This window comes from Pseudomonas laurylsulfatiphila (assembly GCF_002934665.1).
GTDB classification, from domain to species: Bacteria; Pseudomonadota; Gammaproteobacteria; order Pseudomonadales; family Pseudomonadaceae; genus Aquipseudomonas; species Aquipseudomonas laurylsulfatiphila.
Genome location: NZ_NIRS01000004.1, coordinates 189293 through 210849, shown reverse-complemented (window position 1 = coordinate 210849; position 21557 = coordinate 189293). Strand labels below are relative to the sequence as shown.

General features: G+C 53.6%; 11 protein-coding genes and 1 tRNA gene. All 12 read left to right on the top strand.

Annotated features, from left to right (window positions below; genetic code table 11):
- Positions 1 to 11: 11 nt before the first annotated feature.
- The 12 genes from pheT (at position 12) to dpdD (ending at position 21518) form a co-directional block, all read left to right on the top strand.
- Positions 12 to 2390: a phenylalanine--tRNA ligase subunit beta gene (gene pheT, locus CD175_RS15650; protein WP_104449605.1), complete on the top strand. Its 2379-nt coding sequence runs from the start codon at positions 12 to 14 to the stop codon at positions 2388 to 2390.
- Positions 2391 to 2393: 3 nt separating this feature from the next.
- Positions 2394 to 2696 (top strand): integration host factor subunit alpha, encoded by a 303-nt coding sequence (ihfA, locus tag CD175_RS15645; protein ID WP_002553164.1) that lies wholly within the window; start codon positions 2394 to 2396, stop codon positions 2694 to 2696.
- Positions 2677 to 3033, top strand: coding sequence for a MerR family transcriptional regulator (locus CD175_RS15640; protein WP_003179985.1), 357 nt, complete (start codon positions 2677 to 2679; stop codon positions 3031 to 3033). The genes ihfA and CD175_RS15640 overlap by 20 nt, the downstream gene beginning before the upstream one ends.
- An 89-nt stretch (positions 3034 to 3122) precedes the next feature.
- Positions 3123 to 3199: transfer RNA gene (locus CD175_RS15635), tRNA-Pro, on the top strand.
- A 258-nt stretch (positions 3200 to 3457) separates the two neighbouring features.
- Positions 3458 to 6727, top strand: coding sequence for a protein DpdE (dpdE, locus tag CD175_RS15630; RefSeq protein ID WP_104449604.1), 3270 nt, complete (start codon positions 3458 to 3460; stop codon positions 6725 to 6727).
- Entirely contained in the window at positions 6724 to 9306 is a 2583-nt protein-coding gene (gene dpdF, locus CD175_RS15625; RefSeq protein ID WP_104449603.1) for a protein DpdF, read from the top strand. The genes dpdE and dpdF overlap by 4 nt, the downstream gene beginning before the upstream one ends.
- Positions 9303 to 10196, top strand: a complete 894-nt coding sequence (dpdG, locus tag CD175_RS15620) for a protein DpdG (RefSeq protein ID WP_104449602.1) — start codon at positions 9303 to 9305, stop codon at positions 10194 to 10196. The genes dpdF and dpdG overlap by 4 nt, the downstream gene beginning before the upstream one ends.
- Complete coding sequence (gene dpdH, locus CD175_RS15615; protein ID WP_104449601.1) at positions 10193 to 13291, top strand: protein DpdH; 3099 nt, start codon at positions 10193 to 10195, stop codon at positions 13289 to 13291. Before dpdG ends, dpdH begins: the two co-directional genes overlap by 4 nt.
- Positions 13291 to 14028 carry a hypothetical protein gene (locus CD175_RS15610; RefSeq protein WP_104449600.1) on the top strand — a complete coding sequence of 246 codons (738 nt, stop codon included), beginning with the start codon at positions 13291 to 13293 and terminating at the stop codon, positions 14026 to 14028. Before dpdH ends, CD175_RS15610 begins: the two co-directional genes overlap by 1 nt.
- A complete protein-coding gene (gene dpdJ, locus CD175_RS15605; RefSeq protein WP_104449599.1) occupies positions 14019 to 18749 on the top strand; it encodes a protein DpdJ in 4731 nt (1576 codons plus the stop codon). Before CD175_RS15610 ends, dpdJ begins: the two co-directional genes overlap by 10 nt.
- Positions 18719 to 19273: a phospholipase D-like domain-containing protein DpdK gene (gene dpdK, locus CD175_RS15600; RefSeq protein WP_104449598.1), complete on the top strand. Its 555-nt coding sequence runs from the start codon at positions 18719 to 18721 to the stop codon at positions 19271 to 19273. Before dpdJ ends, dpdK begins: the two co-directional genes overlap by 31 nt.
- On the top strand, positions 19266 to 21518 hold the full coding sequence (dpdD, locus tag CD175_RS15595; protein ID WP_146094583.1) for a protein DpdD: 2253 nt from the start codon (positions 19266 to 19268) through the stop codon (positions 21516 to 21518). The genes dpdK and dpdD overlap by 8 nt, the downstream gene beginning before the upstream one ends.
- Positions 21519 to 21557 lie beyond the last annotated feature (39 nt).

Below are 21557 nucleotides of genomic sequence, written 5' to 3'. Positions count from 1 at the left end.
AGGAGAGCAGGATGAAATTCAGTGAACAATGGCTGCGTGGCTGGGTTAGCCCGCAGGTAAGTCGCGACGAGCTGGTTGCTCGTCTGTCGATGGCCGGTCTTGAGGTCGATAGCGTTACGCCGGCCGCCGGTGTTTTCAGTGGCGTGGTGGTTGGCGAGGTGCTGAGCACCGAGCAGCACCCGGACGCCGACAAGCTGCGCGTGTGCCAGGTCAGCAACGGTTCGGAAACCTTCCAGGTGGTTTGCGGTGCGCCCAACGTGCGCCCGGGCCTGAAGATTCCTTTCGCCATGATCGGCGCCGAGTTGCCAGGTGACTTCAAGATCAAGAAGGCCAAGCTGCGTGGCGTTGAATCCAACGGCATGCTGTGCTCGCAATCCGAGCTGCAGGTGGGTGAAGGTAACGACGGTCTGATGGAACTGCCGGCCGATGCGCCGGTGGGCAAGGATTTCCGTGTTTACCTGGACCTGGAAGACGCCAGCATCGAGGTCGACCTGACCCCGAACCGTGGCGACTGCCTGTCCCTGGCCGGCCTGGCCCGTGAGGTGGGTGCTTTGTACGCCGCTCCGGTCAGCCGTCCGGTAGTGGCTTCGGTGCCTGCCGCGCATGACGAAGTGCGTTCGGTAGAAGTGTTGGCGCCAGCCGCGTGCCCGCGTTATCTGGGTCGTGTAATCCGTAACGTCGACCTGTCCAGGCCTACGCCGCTGTGGATGGTAGAGCGCCTGCGTCGTGCCGACGTGCGCAGCATCGATGCTGCCGTCGACATCACCAACTACGTGATGCTGGAGCTGGGTCAGCCGCTGCACGCCTTCGATCTCGCCGAAATCAACGGCGGCATTCGTGTACGCATGGCCGAAGACGGCGAGAAGCTGGTGCTGCTCGATGGTCAGGAAGTCAGCCTGCGTAGCGATACGCTGGTGATTGCCGACCACTCCCGTGCACTGGCAATCGCCGGCGTCATGGGTGGCGAGCACAGCGGTGTGTCCGCGACCACGCGTGATGTGTTCCTGGAAAGCGCCTTCTTCGACCAGATCGCCGTAGCAGGCAAGGCCCGTTCCTATGGCCTGCATACCGATGCATCCCATCGCTATGAGCGTGGCGTGGACTGGCAACTGGCCCGCGAGGCCATGGAGCGCGCGACTGGCTTGCTGCTGGAAATCACCGGCGGTGAAGCGGGTCCGATCATCGAGACCGTCAGCGAACAGCATCTGCCGAAAATTGCTCCGGTCACCCTGCGTGCCCAGCGCATTACCCAGATGCTGGGTATGGAAATGGATTCGGCTGAAGTGGAGCGTCTGCTCAATGCCTTGGGCTTGGCCATTACTGCCGACGGGGCAGGGCAGTGGCGCGTAGAAGTGCCAAGCCATCGCTTCGATATCAGTCTGGAAGTCGACCTGATCGAAGAACTGGCACGCCTGTACGGCTACAACCGTCTGCCGGTTCGTTATCCACAAGCGCGTCTGGCGCCGCAAGCCAAGGCAGAAGCCCGTAGCGACCTGCCTGAACTGCGCCGCCTGCTGGTTGCCCGTGGATATCAGGAAGCAATTACCTACAGCTTCATCGATCCGAAACAGTTCGAACTGTTTAATCCGGGTGTTGAGCCGTTGCTGCTCGCCAATCCGATCTCCAATGACATGGCCGCCATGCGTTCGTCGTTGTGGCCGGGTCTGGTCAAGGCGCTTCAGCACAACCTGAACCGTCAGCAGGATCGCGTACGCCTGTTCGAAAGCGGCCTGCGTTTTGTCGGTCAGCTCGAAGGTTTGAAGCAAGAGCCGATGCTCGCCGGTGTGGTTTGCGGCAGTCGCTTGCCGGAAGGCTGGGCGCAGGGTCGCGATACCGTCGACTTCTTTGACGTCAAGGCTGACGTGGAAGCGGTACTGGGCTTCGCCGGTGCCCTGGATGCGTTCACTTTCGTGCCAGGCAAGCACCCGGCATTGCACCCGGGCCAAACCGCACGCATCGAACGCGATGGTCGTCTGGTCGGCTTCATTGGCGCGATCCACCCCGAATTGTCGAAAACCCTCGGTCTCGACCGTCCGGTCTTCGTCTTCGAGTTGGTTCTGGCGGAAGTCGCGTCGGGCAAAATGCCTAAATTCCACGAGTTATCGCGCTTTCCTGAAGTGCGTCGTGACCTTGCACTGATTGCGCACAAAGATGTTGCAGCCACGGCTGTACTGGACGTAATCCGTGAAAATGCAGGCGAATGGCTGACAGACCTCAGGCTATTTGACGTGTATCAGGGTAAAGGCATTGATCCTGATAGAAAAAGCCTTGCAGTCGGCTTGACCTGGCAGCATCCATCGCGCACTCTTAATGACGATGAGGTGAATACCGCAACGCAAAACATCCTCACCTCGCTCGAACAAAGGTTGAACGCCACGTTAAGGAAGTGACGTATGGGGGCTCTGACGAAAGCTGAGATGGCGGAACGTCTGTATGAAGAGCTGGGCCTGAATAAACGGGAGGCCAAGGAATTGGTCGAACTGTTTTTTGAAGAAATCAGGCACGCTCTCGAAGACAACGAACAAGTCAAATTGTCCGGTTTCGGCAATTTCGACCTTCGGGACAAACGCCAGCGGCCTGGCCGCAATCCGAAAACGGGGGAAGAAATCCCGATCACGGCTCGCCGTGTGGTCACCTTTCGTCCAGGGCAGAAGTTGAAGGCCCGAGTTGAGGCTTATGCTGGAACCAAGTCATAACGACGAGCTCCCCGTCATCCCGGGCAAACGCTACTTCACCATTGGTGAAGTCAGCGAGCTGTGTGCGGTAAAACCACACGTGCTGCGCTACTGGGAGCAGGAGTTTCCTCAGCTCAACCCGGTCAAACGCCGCGGAAACCGCCGGTATTATCAGCGCCAGGACGTGCTGATGATCCGGCAGATCCGCGCGCTTCTTTATGATCAGGGGTTCACCATCGGCGGCGCGCGCCTGCGCTTGTCCGGTGATGAAGCCAAAGACGACACCACCCAATACAAGCAAATGATCCGCCAGATGATCGCCGAGCTCGAAGATGTTCTGGTAGTACTCAAGAAATAAATTCCTGCTTTTAAATACTTCCAGTTTTCAAAAGCTTGCGATATATTCTTGAGCGTTCCTCGAGGTGAGGAACAGGTAACACGCCTAGTCGGGGCGTAGCGCAGTCCGGTAGCGCACTAGCATGGGGTGCTAGGGGTCGAGTGTTCGAATCACTCCGTCCCGACCATATTTTTCAATGACTTAGCCCTGCCTGGAAAGGTAGGGCTTTTTCATTTTTATAATTTGTCTATTTTGGTTGCCAATTGGTTGCCAAATGAGATTCACTAGCCCAATAGGTTCGTGGATGGCATGTTGCTATCTTTCTTTATTTTCTCAAACAGAGCACCGGCTGTTGTGAGGAGGGCTGTCGACGCCCCGAGCCCAAATCAATTCCGCAGATTTTATTGTGGATGTGGCAAGGGATTTGACCTGAGGAAGTGGGCGCATGACAACAAAAAAAAGTCTTGGAATAGGCAGCTTCGTTCGGGTTGTCAGCGAGCCCTATTCGGCATGGGGAGTAGGTAAGCTCACCTCAATTACTGATGTAGTTGCTCGCGTCGAGTACTTTGATGCTCCCAGCGGTGGTCCGGGGGCGGTTGTCGAAGTGGCTGTGTCACTAGTCAAGAAAGAACGTCTTTCCAAGCAGACCCGGGTGTATCACCGAGGAGTCAATGGGCGTTGGCTAATCGGCCGTATTCTTGATGACGACGGTGAGGAGGCGCTGATCCAGTTCCCTAACCGTGATACAGCCAATATTGATGTGGAGTTGCTGCAGGTTCGTTGGGATCGTCCTCTGACCGACCCCCTCAAGTTTTTGGCTGTAGAAGCAACCGAAACTCCATTCCTGGCCGACGCCCGCTCTGAGTTTGTACGTGCTGTCACCGCCCAACATATTGCCGCCGCAGGAGTGACTGCGGTGTTGGCTTCGTCAGTCGAACTTGTCGACTACCAATTTGATGTTGTGCGGCGTGTACTTACGGATCCGGTGCAACGATATCTTCTCGCCGACGAGGTGGGCCTCGGGAAGACTATCGAGGCCGGCATTATAATTCGACAGTACTTCATTGATGACGCGAGCGCTCAGTGTGTCATCGTGGTGCCTGAACCCCTGCTTTACCAGTGGCGGCGTGAGCTTACCCGACGATTCGGTCTCGCTACGGAACTTGATATCACCCTTCATGTAATTGCCCATGACGATCTTGAAAGTTTGGATGAGGTGATTTCAAAAGCCGGGATGCTGGTTATCGATGAGGCTCATCATCTCTCTCGTCAATCATCGCCTAGCCAGCAGGCTCTTTACGATTTGCTCAGTTACCATGCGCAGCGAGTTTCACGTCTGCTCTTGCTCTCAGCGACACCAGTTTTGGGAAACACGGAAGGCTTCCTTCGTGTTCTCCATCTTCTCGATCCTGTCGTATTCCCGCTATCAGATATTGAAGGGTTCAAACGCCGTATTGAAACCCGCCAGATGGTGGCAGAAGTCGTCTCAATGCTCCAACCGGAAAACGTCTGGACGTTAGTGCTTGAACTGGATCGACTGATTGGAGCCTATGGTGATGACCCCTTTATCGTTGAGAAGGTGGCATCGCTCAGATCGGTACTCGAAACCTACCCGAGCGAAGAGGATCCAGCTTTCCTCTCTGCACTTGAAGACCTGAAATCTCATTTGATTGAGAGCTACCGACTTCATCGCAGGCTCTTGCGAAACCGACGGGCAGCAGTGACATGGGCTACTCCGCGCAGGGCTAAATTGCATCGTGTGACATACACAAGCAGCAGAGGTTCAGTTTGGCGCGAGCGCCTCGAATCGTTGCGTATTTCTCTGGTAAATAGCGGAGATACGGAAAGTGCGGTAGCTCAGATAATGCTGGCAGCAGCGGTGCATCCGTTGGGCGTAACGTCATTGAGCGAGGCCTTGCGTGCGGCAGGGGTGTCTGACCAGGATATATTGCAGTTGGCCATTTCTACCGATCACGCTGCTCAGCGCATGCACGAGGGGAGAGAGCGAATTGAGCGAACTTCGCGCCTCATCGGTGAGTTGTTGCAATGCCCAGGTGTACAAGTGGTCTTATTTTGCGATCAAATATATCACGCAGACCAGGTTGCATCGGCGCTTCGCATTATTTTCGGCGATAGCGTTGTGCGGCATTCTCCAATCGCTGTCGATGAGTACGACGACTCATCGGAAGCCGACTGGGAAAGTTTCCTGACAGCGCCTGACCTGGTGCGTGTACTGGTATGCGATGCTCGGGCAGAAGAAGGGGTCAATTTACATGGTGGGCGTAAGGTTGCTGTTCACTTCGATTTGCCGTCTTCACCAAATCGTCTGGAACAACGACTCGGTCGCCTTGATCGCTACGGTTCCGGGAGTCCGATTCCTTCCTACGCTCTAATCGACGACGCGAATGGAGACGAATTGGCCTGGACGGAAGTGCTGGATCTGGGCTGGGGAGTTTTTCAGCAATCCGTCGCCAGTTTGCAGTATTTAATTGAGTCGGTTTCCGACTCTCTGGCACTGGAGTGGGTGAATCATGGGGTTTCTGCATTAACCGAACTAACCATACACTTGAGTGGACCAGAGGGGTTGGTGCAGCGGGAAATAAGCCAACTGAATCATCAAGATGCGATTGATTCGCTTGCTAATCGCGAGATCCCCGGGATGGAGGCCCTCGAAGACCAAGATGGCGACTATGCCGTGTGGCAGTCTGCATTCCGTCAATTTGCAGGTCATGCGCTTGGTTTTGTTCTGCGCTCAGAGACGTTGTTAGGCCAAACTAAGGCGGAAGAAGCGCCGTTTCGAATTGGGTATGCCTATCGCGATGTCGATCGTGAGACGTTGTTACCGTTGTCAGGTTTTATGAAGAATTTCCTGATTACTGTGGATCCTACCGCTGTCGGAGGGGGCGCTCGGTTACCGTTAAGCTATCGCTATGCTTTTAAGCGAAAAACAGCCACCAATCGCAAATCTCTTGCTCACGAGGTCCGCTTGCTACGTGTAGGTGACCCTTTGGTTACTGCTCTGGAGCGCGTTTGTGAGTCTGACGATCGGGGGCGTGCCTTTGCTGTCTGGAGGGCCGATCGAGAGTACTTGGTCAGCGATCCATGCGGTGCTGATTTGTATTTCCGGTTTGATTTTGTAGTGCGCCCCGCATTTGATGCGGGTGAGGCGTTTGCGGAGGAAGGAGACGGTTCGCCTAGCCGTAATGCACTTCTGCGCAAAGGCGGTATGTTCTTGCCACCATTATCCATTCGAATTTGGATGCACGGCAGCGGTGGACTTGAAATTGAGCCTTCCGAACTGCTGGCGGGGGAGTACATCGATCGTCCGCAAGGGGGGCGAAGTGACTTCAATTTGAATGCTAGCCGTTGGAGCAAAATCCCCAGTAGTGTTCGCGCTACCTGGATGCGAGATTGGTCTGGTCTGTGTACGGGAATGCGCATGAAGGCTGAAGCCGCTGTTCGCACCTCCGACGCGGTTACCCAACATATAGCTGCAGGTGCTCGAGCCTGTGCTCAGGAGCGTAAATTGTGCAATTCACAAGGAGAGGTGCGTGCTGGTCGACTGAACGGAGCGGCGAGAGAGCAAGAGTTGAGGGAATTGCACATGGCTGTTGAAATGTATCGAGCATTGGAAGCTGCGATCGAGCGACCACGGGTAGATCTTGATGTAGTTGGCGCAGTTTTCTTATCATCATCCTCCCCTTTTGAAGCATGACAAAACATTCTTTTTCCGACGCGGATCTTAGATCCACTCTCGCATCATGGCCTCACAAGTGTGAGGATATGGCCATGCTGGAAGGGTCAACTCCGTTTCTTGAACGAATCCGGCAAACCTTGCTAGCAGTGAGGGAGCACCCAGAGTCCTCGCCTTTCGTGGATCTAGCGGCGTTACTGAGGCAATGGTTGCTCCGAAATATTAGGCGTAGCGATGCGCCTTGGATCTCGGTGCCTAGGCAGGCGCTTTGGCCTTCTAGCGATTTTTGGCGGCAGCAAGATTTTGAGGTGGCATCACTCCCGAACTCTATTGAAATATGTCCGAACCAACCTCGATTGACTTGGCTCAATGAGCAGAGCGATCTGTTTGATGATGTTTTTGAAGTCGAAGAAGCGCGGACGCTTTCACAGATTCCGGCTGATCCTTTCGTACGCAGTAAGTGTGGTGTGACCTCGTATACCGGACATGGTCAGCGGGAAGCAATAAGAGCATTGCTGCACCTGCCCTCCGACGTGACGTTGATCGCGAATCTTCCGACAGGCAGCGGTAAATCCCTACTTGCACAACTGCCAGCGTTGGCGAGTTCAGGGGGAACGCTCACTCTCGTAATTGTTCCTACCGTTGCTTTGGCTATCGACCAGGGGCGTCGGATGGCCGAGTTGTTACGAGAGCAGGACTTTCGCTGGCTTGAGCGCCCACTTGCGTATCATAGTGGTCTGTCTAGTGATGAGCGAAAGATGGTTTTCCAAGGGTTGCGTGAAGGAGAGCAGCGGGTTCTGTTCACTTCGCCAGAGGCAGCCACAGGCACGCTGCGTCGCACTTTGATTGATTGCGCGCGGCTGGGACGTGTTACTCACGTCGTGATTGATGAAGCGCATCTTGTTGTCACTTGGGGAAGCGGCTTTCGGCCTGCATTCCAACTTTTACCCGCACTGATCTCGAGCCTGCGTGCGGCGCATGGTGGGGAGACCCCACAGCCTATTCGTGTTGTCCTGGCGTCTGCCACCCTGACCGCGCACACAGTCACTTCATTGCAAGCACAGTTTGTCCCCCTCGGGGCAACAGTAAGCATAGTGTCCGATATCCAATTGCGTCCTGAACCGCGTTATGCGGTTCGATACTGCCATTCGTCGAGTGAGAAAACACGTCTTGTCTTAGAAGCTGTGAAGAAGGCACCTCGGCCTTACATTCTGTATGTCACTCGACCTGAAGAAGCAGAGGACTGGCTATTGCTGTTGCGTCAGGAGGGCTTCAAACGGGTGGCGGCTTTTACGGGTGAGACCTCGCCACAGGATCGCCAGCGCTTGATGAGTCAATGGTCTGTCGATCAACTGGATGGCATGGTGGCCACTTCAGCTTTTGGCTTGGGCGTGGATAAGAATGATGTCCGTTGCGTCATCCATGCCACACTCCCTGAATCTCTTGATCGCTTTTATCAGGAAGTGGGTCGTGGCGGCCGAGATGGCAAGGCAAGTGCCAGCGTATTGATATTTGCGCCCGAGGACATTCCTCAGGCGAGGGACATGGCTTTTCCGACCCTAATTGGTAACAAAAAAGGTTATGAGCGCTGGGTTGCGATGCTGGATAAACCTATTCGAGCTAACAGTAGTCATGGGGGGGCTTGGCTCGATCTCAACCGTTTGCGTCCCTTTTTGAACACGCGGGGTAAGGGCAATCGCGGTTGGAACTTGCGCGCACTCAATCTTATGGCGGCAGCTGGACTAATTGAAGTTACCGCCTTCAGTGCTCGGCCACCAGGAGTGGCTGATGAAGTAGATATGGAATACGACGAGACCCAAGTATCGTATGCAGAGGTTGGATTCCTTTGCCCTCAACACCGTCAACTGGAGTTTTTTGCGACGAGAATGAATGAGGCGCGTCAAAAAATGCAGGACGCGTCTGCTAAAGCTTTCCGTTTGATGTATCAGACCGCAACGGGTGAAATTGAGATATCCGATGCGCTCACGAAGTTGTATGCACTCTCGCTACCAAATCACTGGGGACCGGTGACGCAACGCTGCGGTGGCTGTGCATTCCACTGGGGACCATTCAGAGCCCTTGCCATAAACAGCCAAAGTTTTGTCGGCCGTATCGACCGCTTTTCTCCTCGCGGACAATCTCTACTGGCCTTGGCAAATCTCCCGTACGAATCCCCACACCTAGTATTCATCACGGTGCACGATTTACTTCACGCTTGTGCTACTCCGCGATCGATATTGGAGGTCCTCGTTGACGTGGTTCGCCCACACACCGTGCTGCTTTCGCTATCGGCGGCTGAAATTTATGAGAGAGGTTTGCAAGACCGCATTGCGGCTTCGCGCTCCGACACTTTCCTAGATCGCTTCAATCCGCGCGTCCCCAGTGCGTTGTATGGAGGAACCGACGAAGTGCGTTTCATCATTTGGACTGAGAGCACTATTTCTAGTGACGTAGTTGCTGTTTTGCGGGCAGCAACAAGTGGATTGACTGTCGTCTTTTTTCACCCATCGTTGGCTGACCCCTATCGGCCTGACCGTCCGTGGAGCGATATCGTCTTGCACGTGGATGAGGAGACTGCTTTGAGAAGGATTATGTTGTGAGTCTTTTGAACATCACCAGCGACGGATTGCCGAACATCCTCGTGCAGTTACATGCGACTGTGCTGCGCGCCAACAAGCCTGTCCCGGTAGCGGAACTTCTGGAGCACGTTGCCCCTGCAGAATTCGTTGATGATGATGGGCATGCCCGAAATACCCTTAACCGCTGGATAGAATTAGGCCTGTTCATTAATGAAAATGAACTGGTTAGCGCGAGAGCCCCGTTTCCAGCAAGGCGAGCGAGCGCACTGGAGTTACTTGCTTTTACGCGTCGCAGTGTTTGCCGACTGGCGTTTAGTGAAGAGAATAATACAAATTTGTGGGCTGCTAAGAGCGCCCAAGCGTCGGATTTGACCCGATCTCTTGCCTGGATGTTGGCCCAGGATGCATACCGCACGGTATTCAGTGAGCTTGAGACGATGGAGCCATTGCAAATTGTTGACTCCGATCGGCAACTAATGCGTAACCCAACGCGTAAAACAGGGCTGCAGTACTGGGCTCGGTTCTTGGGTTTCAGTCGAGAACCCTTCGCATGTATTGATCCGACAGTAGCTGTTCGGGACGCCTTGCCTGAAATCCTAGAATCAGGCGAAGAGATGCCAGCGACACAGTTTTTGGATCGTTTAAGTGAAGTGCTTCCAGTACTGGATGGCGGAAGGTGGCAAGAAGAGGTACTTTCATTTGTTGATCAGGCTTACTTGCCGCGGCGTCCAGTTGGACAAATCTCGACGGCACTCTCACGCGCACTTCTCAATCTGCGCCAAACGGGGGAGTTGTTACTGCAACCAAAAGCTGACTTTGGAAGTTCACTCGTACTTACAGGGGCGGGGGGAGTGCGTTCCGATCTTGCATTTCAATGGGTTGCTCGGCCTGGGAAAGGAGAGAAAGTATGACCGGGCTTGAGCAATACTGGCCAACAGGCGAGCACGTTAGCGCCTGCCTGCGTACCGAGGCGGAAACGGTTGATGAAGCTCTGCTACTTGCGGTCCACGAACCGATGTCACTGGTGCGCCGAGCCGCACAGACTGGCAGTGAAATCCTTGCAACAGAATCTGATCTTCTTGAATCGTTGATGCGTCCGGTTGGTGATGGCAGTGCGGTTGTGATTGCTATCACTGGTGCGTCTGGGGTCGGCAAGTCACACATGGTGCGTTGGCTGCATGCGCAATTGAAGCGGCATCCTCGGCGGCAAGAACTTGTGATCATATCGATTCCTAAAACCGCGAGCCTAAGGCGGGTAGTCGAACTCATACTGGAGCCACTAAATAGTCCAGAGTATCAGGTATTAAAGCAACAACTGGAAAACGCTACTCAAGCGTTGAGCCAAGGCACGGCAACAGAATTACTCGCCGCAGCACTTGGCGAAGAGTTGCGCGAATACACCGAACGCATGGCGGCACAAGTCAGGACGGCGTCAGTGGATAGCCAGATCCAGGCGCCTAAAATCGGCGTTGCACAACATGTGCGTCAATTAGTGCTCACAAGTGAAGTGCGTGACGCCTGGTTTCGAGACACGTTGCTACGGATCGTTAATACCAGCCTAGGCGGGACATTTGATCCGGCTAAGCGACAGTTTTGCGAGCAGGACTTGGTGCCGCCAGAGGGTGCCGGCGGCTTAGACTTGCCTCGGGGGGCGCAGAACGCACTTAACTTTCTAGCAAGCGCTAACGGTCGCTACCGAAGTCTTGCGGTGGAAGTCTTACAGGAAGTGCTCGATGGGGCTCTACGGACGGTTTTCCAACTCAACCAGGCTCTCCAGCAGAAGCCGGTGCAAGAATTTGTCGAGGACATTCGCCGGCAACTCCTTGAGGACGGTAAAGAACTAGTTTTGCTAATTGAAGATTTAGCAGCGCTCTCCGGCATTCAGCAACCTTTACTGGACATAATGATCGCTGAGTCTGATGAACACGGCAAACAGGTGCGAGCACCAATCCGTACAGCAGTTGCGGTCACGGATGGTTTTCTTGCTGGCCGTCAGACCGTGTTAACTCGTGCGCGCGAACAGTGGGTGGTGCCTAGTGAGGGGTTGTCGGAAGATCATATCGTGAACAGGTTGATCGATATGACAGGCCGGTACGTAAACGCTGCCCGTTGGGGGCTTGAGCATTTGCGGCACGAATTTACCAAAGACGAGCACAGTAGTCGGGATTTGTATTCCTGGGTACCTAAGTTCGAGTTGACACTGCACGCCGAGGGGGCTGATCTACTCGAGGCATTTGGCCGAAGCACAAAGGGCTATTCCCTTTTTCCATTCAATCGCGCGGCTATAAGGATGCTTGCTGCTTCGACTATGCAGGCCGGCGGTGTTTGGCGTTATAACCCTCGGGCATTTATTAATGAGGTGCTACGGCGCACATTGATTGATCGTGACGCGTTCGTAGAGCGTCGGTTTCCGCCGCCAGGCTTTCCTGCGGCGCAGTTGATTTCTGAATTGCGGGCTGAGTTGCAACTACGAGGCTTTTCGGTTGAGGAACGCCAACGATTGGAGGTCTCTCTTTACTTCTGGGGGAATAATCCGAGCAGTCTTATATCTGCATCGTCCGAGTTGAAGCAGGTCTTTAGCGCGTTCAACCTGTCTTGGCCATTCGTATCTGGTTCGATGCCGAGCAATAGCCAAGAGCGTCCAAAGCCCGCGTTACTAGAGGCGATTGTCGATTCCGTTCCTGAGAGGAAAGTGCTGTCTGGCGGTATAGACCCAGTGGAAAGTCCCACATCGCCCCTTTCTGCCTCTCCTGATATTTCAAAATTTGCCACCGCGCTTGAAGTTTGGGATCCGAATACTCGATTGGTAGGAGACTTTCCTCGGCGAGTACGTACCTTAATCTGTCGCGCAATGAATGACCGACTGGAAATGGGCGATCTCTGCTTGGAAGGGGTTAAAGTCCTGCCGGGATGGATTTGGCTTCCTCCTGCGAGTTCTATTGGGAATTCGAATGACTCGTTTGTAATTCGTATAGCAGAAGAGGGTCAGCCTATCCCTGCGCAGGTGAAAGCAGGTTTGAAAGCTCTAGCTCGCTGGGAGCAAAATAAATTCTCCTGGGATTACGCCAACGGCGAAATGGACTATGCAGCTGCCAATGCCTTGCTTGAACCCCTCGAAGATTGCGCACTGAGCTTAGTGCTCAAGCAAGCAGAGACCGAGTGCGGAATGGTTATGCAGGTCTTGCACACGCAGAACGTCTTGTTAGCTCAGAGTCTCAGCGTTCGACCAGAAAAGCCAAATCTTAAATACCTATTAGCCGCCCGCCCAGAGGAGCCTAGGATCGCAGAAGAGAGCGTACACAAAAAGGTAACTCGGGCGCTTTCAGTTCGAGGCCAAGTGCTTGCGGGTCGATCTGAATTCCAGGCTTGGTTCAAACGGTTGATCTCGTGCTACCAAGGCACGGGCCAAAAGGTGCTCGCATTCAACATGGATCGCCTGAATGCGGCCTGGTCTGCGCAGTTGCCCCCGGTTTGGTTACCCATTCTCCATAGAGCTAACCTGATAGAGGAAGTCAAGGACGTTTTGGAACGGGTAAGTCCCAACGGCTTGCCTGCTTTGGTGGAAGATATGCAGGCAGCGCTGGAGTTGATGTTGCCGCAGGCAAGCGAGGCGTTTGATGAGTCGCATGCGCGGGTTGCGTGGCGTGACGAGATGCGGCTCCTAGTTAAGGATGCTGTTCAGTTATCCATTTGGCCAGAAAATGTGCGGCCACAGAAAATCAACGAAACCATCGACCGTCTTTCCCAAGAAGAGAATGACTCAACGATTCGCCGGTTGAGAAAAATACGAGTTCCGAGCGACGAAAGCGATGATCTTGCTCGCCTTTGGAGTGTAAGCCAAGTGCCTTTACCGCGGTTAACCCAACTTTATAGCGATGTTGTCGTATTAGTCGATCTATTCACTACCCTAGGTAAACTGATCAATGCGCAAACGGGCACGTTCGAGAGTAATCAGGCTCTCGAAGTGCGTAAGCAACTCGTTGAGCGTTTGGTATGGGAGGAATAATGGCGACTTTGATTGAGCAATGTCGCGCGCTTCGTGGTGGACTCGAACAAGCGCATTTGGCGAACCAGACCCGGCACGAGATTTCCGCTTTTCAAGAACGCTTGCGAGAGTGGGAACAACTCATCAGTTCTCGTCAGGGACTGATAGAAAAAATGAGATTCGTCGATCCGACGATACGCGGAGAGCTTCAGATCGTCGAAACGAGCGCGGCGGCTAAGGCGCTGACGAAGGAAGCTCGGGCGCGTCTCGAGGCCGGTGGCGATGTTGAGTCCTTGTCCGTTGAGAACCTTTGGGCGCGTCTGCGTTCAGCGACTGACGCAGCCAATTCTGTTGTGATCGATCATGTGCGTAAGATTTGGAAAGCGTATATCGACACCCTGGGGAGAGTGGAATCGCCCAATACCCTTGAGAATCGTATCCTCAAGACTCCGACAAATGAACAGTTGCTGATTCAGTATAGGGCTGCGCATATATCCTATCAGACGGTCATCCGGCACGAGTTACCAGTTAACGAGGATAGCCGCCGCGTTGTCTTCGATCATGTCGAGGCCCTGCGAAAGATTCACAGCCAGATGGATACATCAGCCCCAGATTCCGTACGTCGTTTCCTCAAGGCTGTTGAGTCTGATGGGGCTGCGCTCGAGTTGGTGACACCCGAAGTGATCAAGTGGCTCGCCGAGAATGATGATCAAAATCGGTTTGTTGTGAGATTGAAGGTGGCGAACACATGGCGCTGACACCTGATCTCCAGTTGGCGGAATACGCACTTGATGAACTTGAGCAGTTGGAAGCACGCTGTCTTGTGTGGGGACTTGTCGAAAATTCATTAAGCGATTCAGAAGTGGATGAGGCGCTGCAACGGGTCTTACGACTAGAAAAGTCACTGACGATTTTAGGTCATTCCGACTGCAATATTAGAACGAGGCTTGACCTGAAGGGCAAACTAGTCGCGCTTAAGATGCTGTTCGAAGTGCATGGTTTGGCTGGCGAGCGGTTATGGCGTACACGTATGGCTGAGGGGGTTCGGCTAATTGCTCAGTTACGCCAACTCTTTCCCAAGCACGCAGACCCGGGCGAATGGGCTCGGGCTCCCACACTGGTGGCGGATTATCGATTTGTGCGTAGATCACGGCGTTATCCTAACCGCGATCAGGGGGCTCTCGCGGTATACGACCGCCTCAGCCAAACCATTGATACGCCTCAATTACGTTCGGCCCTCAATGTCTGGCTGAACGATATGAAGTCTCAGTCCCTCGCCGAGTTCCAGGTGCGTTCTACTGAGCGCATTTTTGGATGCCTTGAGGCAGGAAAGACTTCTGGGACGTTGGTTTCGGCTGGGACAGGAAGCGGTAAAACTCTTGCCTTCTATCTACCGGCACTCGCTTGGCTTGCTTCTCAACGTGTGCAGTCGCCCTCCGCCAAAGGTGTCCGGGTGCTGGCTCTCTACCCTCGAAACGAACTTCTTAAGGATCAGTTGGCCGAGGTATGGGACCAGTGCCGCAAGTTCGACGCGTGGCTGGCGAAACAAGGTGGGCGCCCACTACGTATAGGGGTGTTGTACGGAGAAACACCGCAAGCCCTCTCGGGCTTTTTGCCGGACGGCGTGAATAGCAAACGAACGTCGTTCTTTAAGTGTCCAGTCGATCCACTGCATGGAGAAATGGTGCTTAGGAGAGCGGATGTCGCAAAGGGGTTAGAGCGACTAGTTTGCAATGAGTGTGGCATGGTTGTGGATAGCCACACACTCGCTTTTACACGCCAGACCATAAGCAAGGACCCACCGGATATCCTCTTTACCACGGTAGAGATGTTAAATCGGCACCTTTCCAACAACGATTTGCGCCATGTCTTTGGTGTAGGTCCGAATGCTGAGCGTGCTCCCGACCTGATGTTGCTAGATGAGGTTCATCTATACGCCGGTACCTACGGTGCTCAAGTGGCCTATCTGCTACGACGTTGGTGGGCAGCCTCGCAGCGGCGTTCAAGTTTTGTCGGGCTATCTGCAACTATTGCCGATGGCCGCGCTTTTTTTGCCAGTTTGACCGGTCTTGCCGACTCGGCGGTCGAGGAGATAGTCCCCCACGACCAAGATATGGTCTCAGAAGGGGCTGAGTATATGCTCGCCTTACGGGGTGATCCGGTGTCACAGACAGCCCTATTGTCGACGACGATTCAAACGTTGATGCTGGGTGCACGACTACTTGATACCCCTCAAACTTTCGATCGTAAAGACAACCCCTTCTTTGGCTGGCGGGCCTTTGCATTTACTGATCAACTCGACGCTGCTAATCGCCTGTTCAAAGATTTGTTAGATGCTGAGGCGCGGTATTATCCGAGTGGAAATCCTATTGCGAACCGTGCTCCACTGGCTGAGCTCAGAACGCGCAAAACTCAAGAGCCTGACCGCTACTTCGCAGGGCAGGACTGGCGAGTGGCTGAAGAGATTGGTCACCAACTCAACAATCGACTCGAGGTCGCACGTACTACGTCGCTTGACTCAGGGGTGAGCAATCGGAGTGAAATCGTAGTTGCAACCGCTGCGCTGGAAGTGGGCTTTGATGACCCGGCCGTCGGGGTGGTTGTGCAACATAAAGCACCTCGTGATATAGCCTCCTTTCTGCAGCGTAAGGGGCGGGCTGGTCGAACCCGTCACACCCGACCTTGGACAATCGTCACGTTGAGCGATTATGGTCGTGACCGACTGACCTATCAGGCTTATGACCAACTATTCGATCCGGATCTTCCACCGAGACAACTGCCTCTTGCAAACCGGTATGTGCAACGCATGCAAGCGGTTTACGCGTTGTTGGATCAACTCAGCGACTGGACTTGCCGCAGATTTCCGGCGCTCTCAGTCTGGCGCGATCTGTCAAAACCCATCAACGACGAACACGTCAGAAGGTGGGGGGATGGGTTTCGAAAGTTACAAAAACTGGCAGAGAGCGTGAAGGAACCGGCTATTAGTTGGACAGAATGGCAGGAGTTGAAGAATCAGGTATTAGCGTTAGCACCGCCCAACTCTAACGGCAAACTAGGCATTTATTGGCTTGAAGCAAGGCTTCGGCGACAGCGTGGGCTGCGCGTGTTGAGCGAAGTACTCCAGTCGACAGACAAAGCGGAGAACTTGGCAGCCTGCCTCGCTAGTCGTTTGGCATTGACGACAGACGAAATGAATGTATTGATGTGGAGCCAGCCACGTCCCGTAATGGTGGGGGCCATTCCGACGTTGGTTCGCAGGTTGTCGTCGGGCTGGCGTTCTCAAGGTAGGCCGGGAGAAGACCTGACGGCCAATCATCCATTGCCCGACTATATCCCCGGGAGTCTGTTCAGTGATTTAAGCCTTCCGGAAATGAAGATGATTCTACCGGAAAACGGCAAGAGGGCAGTCCATTACTACTTGCCTGTACAGCAGGGTCTAGCTGAGTTTGCTCCTGGGCGGGTCTCGCGCCGATATGAGGACGCTTCGTGGCTGGGCTTGGATGTGCCCCGGTTGGACGGATACGTCGCTGCAGGCGGACACGTGGAGGATGATGTCGACATCGAGTCCTGGTATGTGCTGGAACCACAACGCCCCTTTGTCGTTTCCAGCAACGGGACTAGGACGAAATACAACGCCTTTCTTCCGCACGGCGTAAAACTGGGAAAACCTCCGGAGAAGAAGTCCAACGGAATGGGCGTAGCCGATACGTCGAATGCGTTGCTGAAGTGGGAGTCGTTCATGCTAACTCCCCAGCAGGGCGCTAAGATGATTCCGCCTCCGCATCTCGGCATCAGCACCCTGATCAAGCACATACTCGTGCACACCCATGCCGCCCAATGTCCCGTATTGGTCCGCCGTTATGCCATAAGTTCAAATGCCGACTTGCGTGTACTCAAGGGTAATAAAAGTGACCGAGTAACTGTCGACTGGCGTTTCATGCAGCACGGGCAGCCAGCAGCTGTTGGTTTTGATATTGAGGTAGATGCATTGATCCTGGTTCTCAATTTGCCAGGGACTTTGCACAACACCATCGATTGGAGCAACCCCGCGCGACTCCGCGCGGCACGCGCATCGCGTTACAACTGGGAAGCTCGACAAAACCTAAAGCTCTGTACCGAAGTACAGAATCCCTTTTTACGAGGTTGGATAGCACAAATCTTCCAGATCGGTGCTTTGCAGGTGGCGGTCGCAGATGGATGCTCCCTTGCAGATGCGCTCGATAAGGTTGAGGCTGATGTGAGTTTGGGAATCCTAAAAGAGGTTCTAGAAACGGTATTCCAATTGCCAATTGCCAAACAAGGGGAGGAGGGCAGCGATAGGCTACGGCAGGCACTGCTTGAGGCGCTGTCGTCAGGGAAGGTGCGCGCTGCAGTTCGTGAAGCAGCAAACGTACTCGTCAATGCAATCGACGCCAGTTGGGACGAGTGGTTGGCCACTACAATTCGCGCGACGCTCGGTGCAGCTTGTCTTGAAGCGATTCAGCAGGCCTGTCCTCAAGTGGATACTGACGCTTTGATTGTCGACATCGATATCAAACGAGACGACGGCACGTGTCCTGCAACCGCTGAAATCTGGATTTCAGAGACTAGCCCTGGAGGTAATGGGCTAATAGAGGATGTTGCCAACCTCCTTAGCATCCGACCGGATAATTTATATCGTCATATTGAGGCGGCGCTAAGTCCTCGTGATTTTGAGTATACCAACACTCAACTAAGGGCAGTCGTCCAGTGGCTTGGCGGGCCTTTGCCTGATTCCGAAGTAACAGATGCTGTGACAGCCGTGCGCCGGGCGACCTCGTCTGCCGAAGCGAGCGAAGCATTTGCGCAATTGCGTTGTTTGTTAACTGCGCGCGGGCAGGCGGTATTCCATGGGTACAGTGTTGCACTAAGCATGCGCTTGTTACGCCCCAATAGCCCAGGTGAACTCGATCAACTACTAGCTGAGATTCACTCCCGATGGGACGATATCGAGTCAAACCACGGTGTTGAGGTTGATGTGCGTGTCTTGTGTGCTTTGTTCTGCGAAACTGGGGAGCTCGATCAGGCGCTGGGGATGTTGGGGATGGTGCTACCCAGCGGCGATAGGCGTGCCTGGCGTTTCGGTGTCATGCTCGGTCTGCTTTGGCCGCAGGGTCATGCACTGCGTGCCGTCGGGTTACCTTGGTCGAATCGTTTCTCACCTTATGCTATTGACACTGAGAGACTGCTGCTGGAAAACTGGCTTACGGTCCGTCCGCCAGCGGTCGATCCGCATCAACCTGGTTGGGAAGCGTTAGTGCGCGAGCAACTGATCAATTGCAATGAATCAACTGTAACTGCGCCCGCCGCAGAAGCGGCGATCTGGCTTCCCAAAGTGGTTGCCTCGATGGCTACGGAACCGGTGCAGTTCGACTATCTCAACGTGTTCCCCGAGTTATCTGGCATCAAGCGGAACGGTGACATGATTGAATGGAACTTCTCGATCCCGGATTTCGCATGACGCTACGTCACATCTTAAAATCGGCCACAACAGCACCCCGTGAGGCACAAAAAATCCTGTCAATGGTACTGGCAGAGGAGTTGCTGATCCCAAGCAGGACGGTTTTCCTGGCTGCACCCTGGATTAGTGACATAGTGATTTTTGAAAACTCGGTCGGTAATTTCGACGGACTTAATCCGGAGTGGGGTCATAAAGAGATTCGATTAATCGAGGTGCTGAGTAGTATTGTCGCCAATAACACTCGACTGGTTATACGGGTTCGACCAAATACGCCGCAAAACGAGAAATTTAAATCGCGACTAAGTATTAAGTTGCTAGATGCTGGATTGCTCGATCTTCTGGATTGGGCGGAAGTACCTGATTTTCATACAAAAGGGCTTCTTACTGATCGTGTCTGGATCGGCGGGTCGATGAATTTCACGAATAATGGCATAGACGTGAATGCTGAATCGCTTATAGTCGATTTTGATCCTGAAAAGGTGGCAGGCCTGCGTATCGAATTTAGTAGCTATGTCCATGAGTAACAATCAACAAGCGGTTGCGGCGCAGACCCTACTTGAGCAGTTCTTCGGAAAAACGAATCGTTTCAATTTCCCCCTAAAAGTAACTAACTCTACAACAGATGGTACTAGTGAAAACGCTGTTCCTGAGAGCCTATACCCTGCGTTGGAACGATATTTACGTGGTTACACTGATCGACCGATCCTGTTGCCATTCAGCCAATTGCCCGATAATCGGGTGTATTGGTTTGCCTGTGTGTTCAGCGAAACGGGTGTACATGCTCTGAGCAACGAACTACAAGCGTTCATTGGTCCCAGTTATGCTGAATTTGACATTATCGGAACGCCACTCGCAGGCGGCCTCGAGCAAGTGCGGCAGGCCTTGATGCAGGCTGGACTAAGTATCTTGACGTTTCGTGCGAGCACAGAAAAGCTGAACGCACGGGTTGCCGAACGTTGGGGCCTTTACTGGAGATTGCTTGCGCAGCAGCCAATTCGAGTCCGTCAGGCGTGGCGCAGTTTTGGCCAACTTAGAGCTGAGTTTGATTGTGCTCTTATCGCACATAACGAGAAGGATGCTCGCTCAATCATTGTAGCATTGTGTGAGCAGCATGGATTAGGTGGGCAGAATCGGGCGTTTTTGGAAATTCGACTCAACGCAGCACTTGGTCGTTGGGCGAATATTTTAAACCACACATTGTTTACAGACATAATCAAGATCCGCCTGCCTCCGGAGACCTACGGCGATATCTGGCAGGCACTCTACGAGACACATCTCAGCCAAGTAGAGCATACAGGAAGTGCACAGAATCTGATTACCCGTTTTGCCGAGTTTGTAAGAGTCACAGCTTCCCCTTTGTTGCGGTACCGAGGTGGTAGCCTCCGCCCGGCAGCGCTCAAGGGCTTTATCTTGCACGAACTTGGACAAGAAACGCCCTCGGCGCAACTCTGTCAGTCACTTCTTGATAAGTTGAGTAATGATGCATTCGGTACAGCCTCGGCCAATATCCGTCAGCACATAACGGCGCTTCAACCCGCCACTGGTTTCAATAACGCTCGACTGGAAATGGAGTTGGAGCGGTATGAGCAAGCTTTTTTGCTGTTGTTACCGCTGCCCGATAGCCTAGAGGTTTTGCAGGCATTGTTACGCTGTGCAAAGGAAATAGGCGACCCAGTGCATGCGCGACAAACTCTAGATCGCGTGGTTTTAACCGATTCTCAACTCGCCGATGAGTTGCTGAGTACACGTGCCCGTCTGATTGGGGATGTTGAAAAATTAGCTGTAGAGTCGATTTCTGGTCCTGGAATTAGAAAATCTGCTCCTGTTGCTCTGACGGTCACTGATACAAGCGTTGTCGACTATTGGCGGGAGTTGGCTCGTTCGGATATGGCTGAGCAACTTCTTTCAGATCGCACCTTCGCTGACCAGCTTGTGTCAACTATTGAAGAATATGCAGTGTCTGACGAGGGGTTATTCGAATCACTCTATCCCGTGTGGTTCGAGTGGCTGATTCAAAGAGCGGAGCCGCGCGCTTCTTTAATATCTGTTTATCGAAGCTTGATCGAAGCTCTTCACGTATGGGATCGGTATGGCGATTCTGAACTTGAGTTGATTAAAATGGCAATCCGCCATTGCCTACTAGCGGGGTTGAATGCCCAGGATTATGGGGATCTAATCGGGCGGATTTGCGATATTTTCGATGAGGTCAAGGCGCCGGGGACCATGGCTTGGGCCCTTGATCTCGCCGATTTATTAGCTGTTCATCCTGCTCGGGATCCCGAAGCGCACCTGCGCTGGGTTACGCAAATCACCGGAGTCGGCATTAATTACTACACGCGTTTGTCCGCAGGAGAGCGGTCGCTACTCCATTTTCTGGCAGATGAGTCGGGTGTTACCTTACCTGAATTCGATATTACGGAAGAGGGCAGCGCAAGTTTAGCTCCGGCCTCGGTTACAGTCCGCATTCTGCTTTATAGCCTAGATAGTCGTGCCGTAGAGCGAGCAGCCGAAGTGTTGGGCAGGCTCTTTCCGCTAGCGAAGATCAGTACCAATGCAGACGATGATTGTACAAAAGCATTGAGTCTGGGTGTTCGACAAGCTGATTGGGTCGTATTTGTGTCTGGCGTGGCCAGTCACCAGGCCTTCTATTGCATAAAAAATGCATTGAGGTCTAATTCGGAGTTGCTATATGTGGAGGGAACAGGTACGACGCGGATTATCGAGCGAGTAGTTAGTCACAGTCGGGGGGGGGGATCTATCGCGGCATAATCATCTTTCGCTTTCTAAGTTGCGACTCAAACTGGTCGA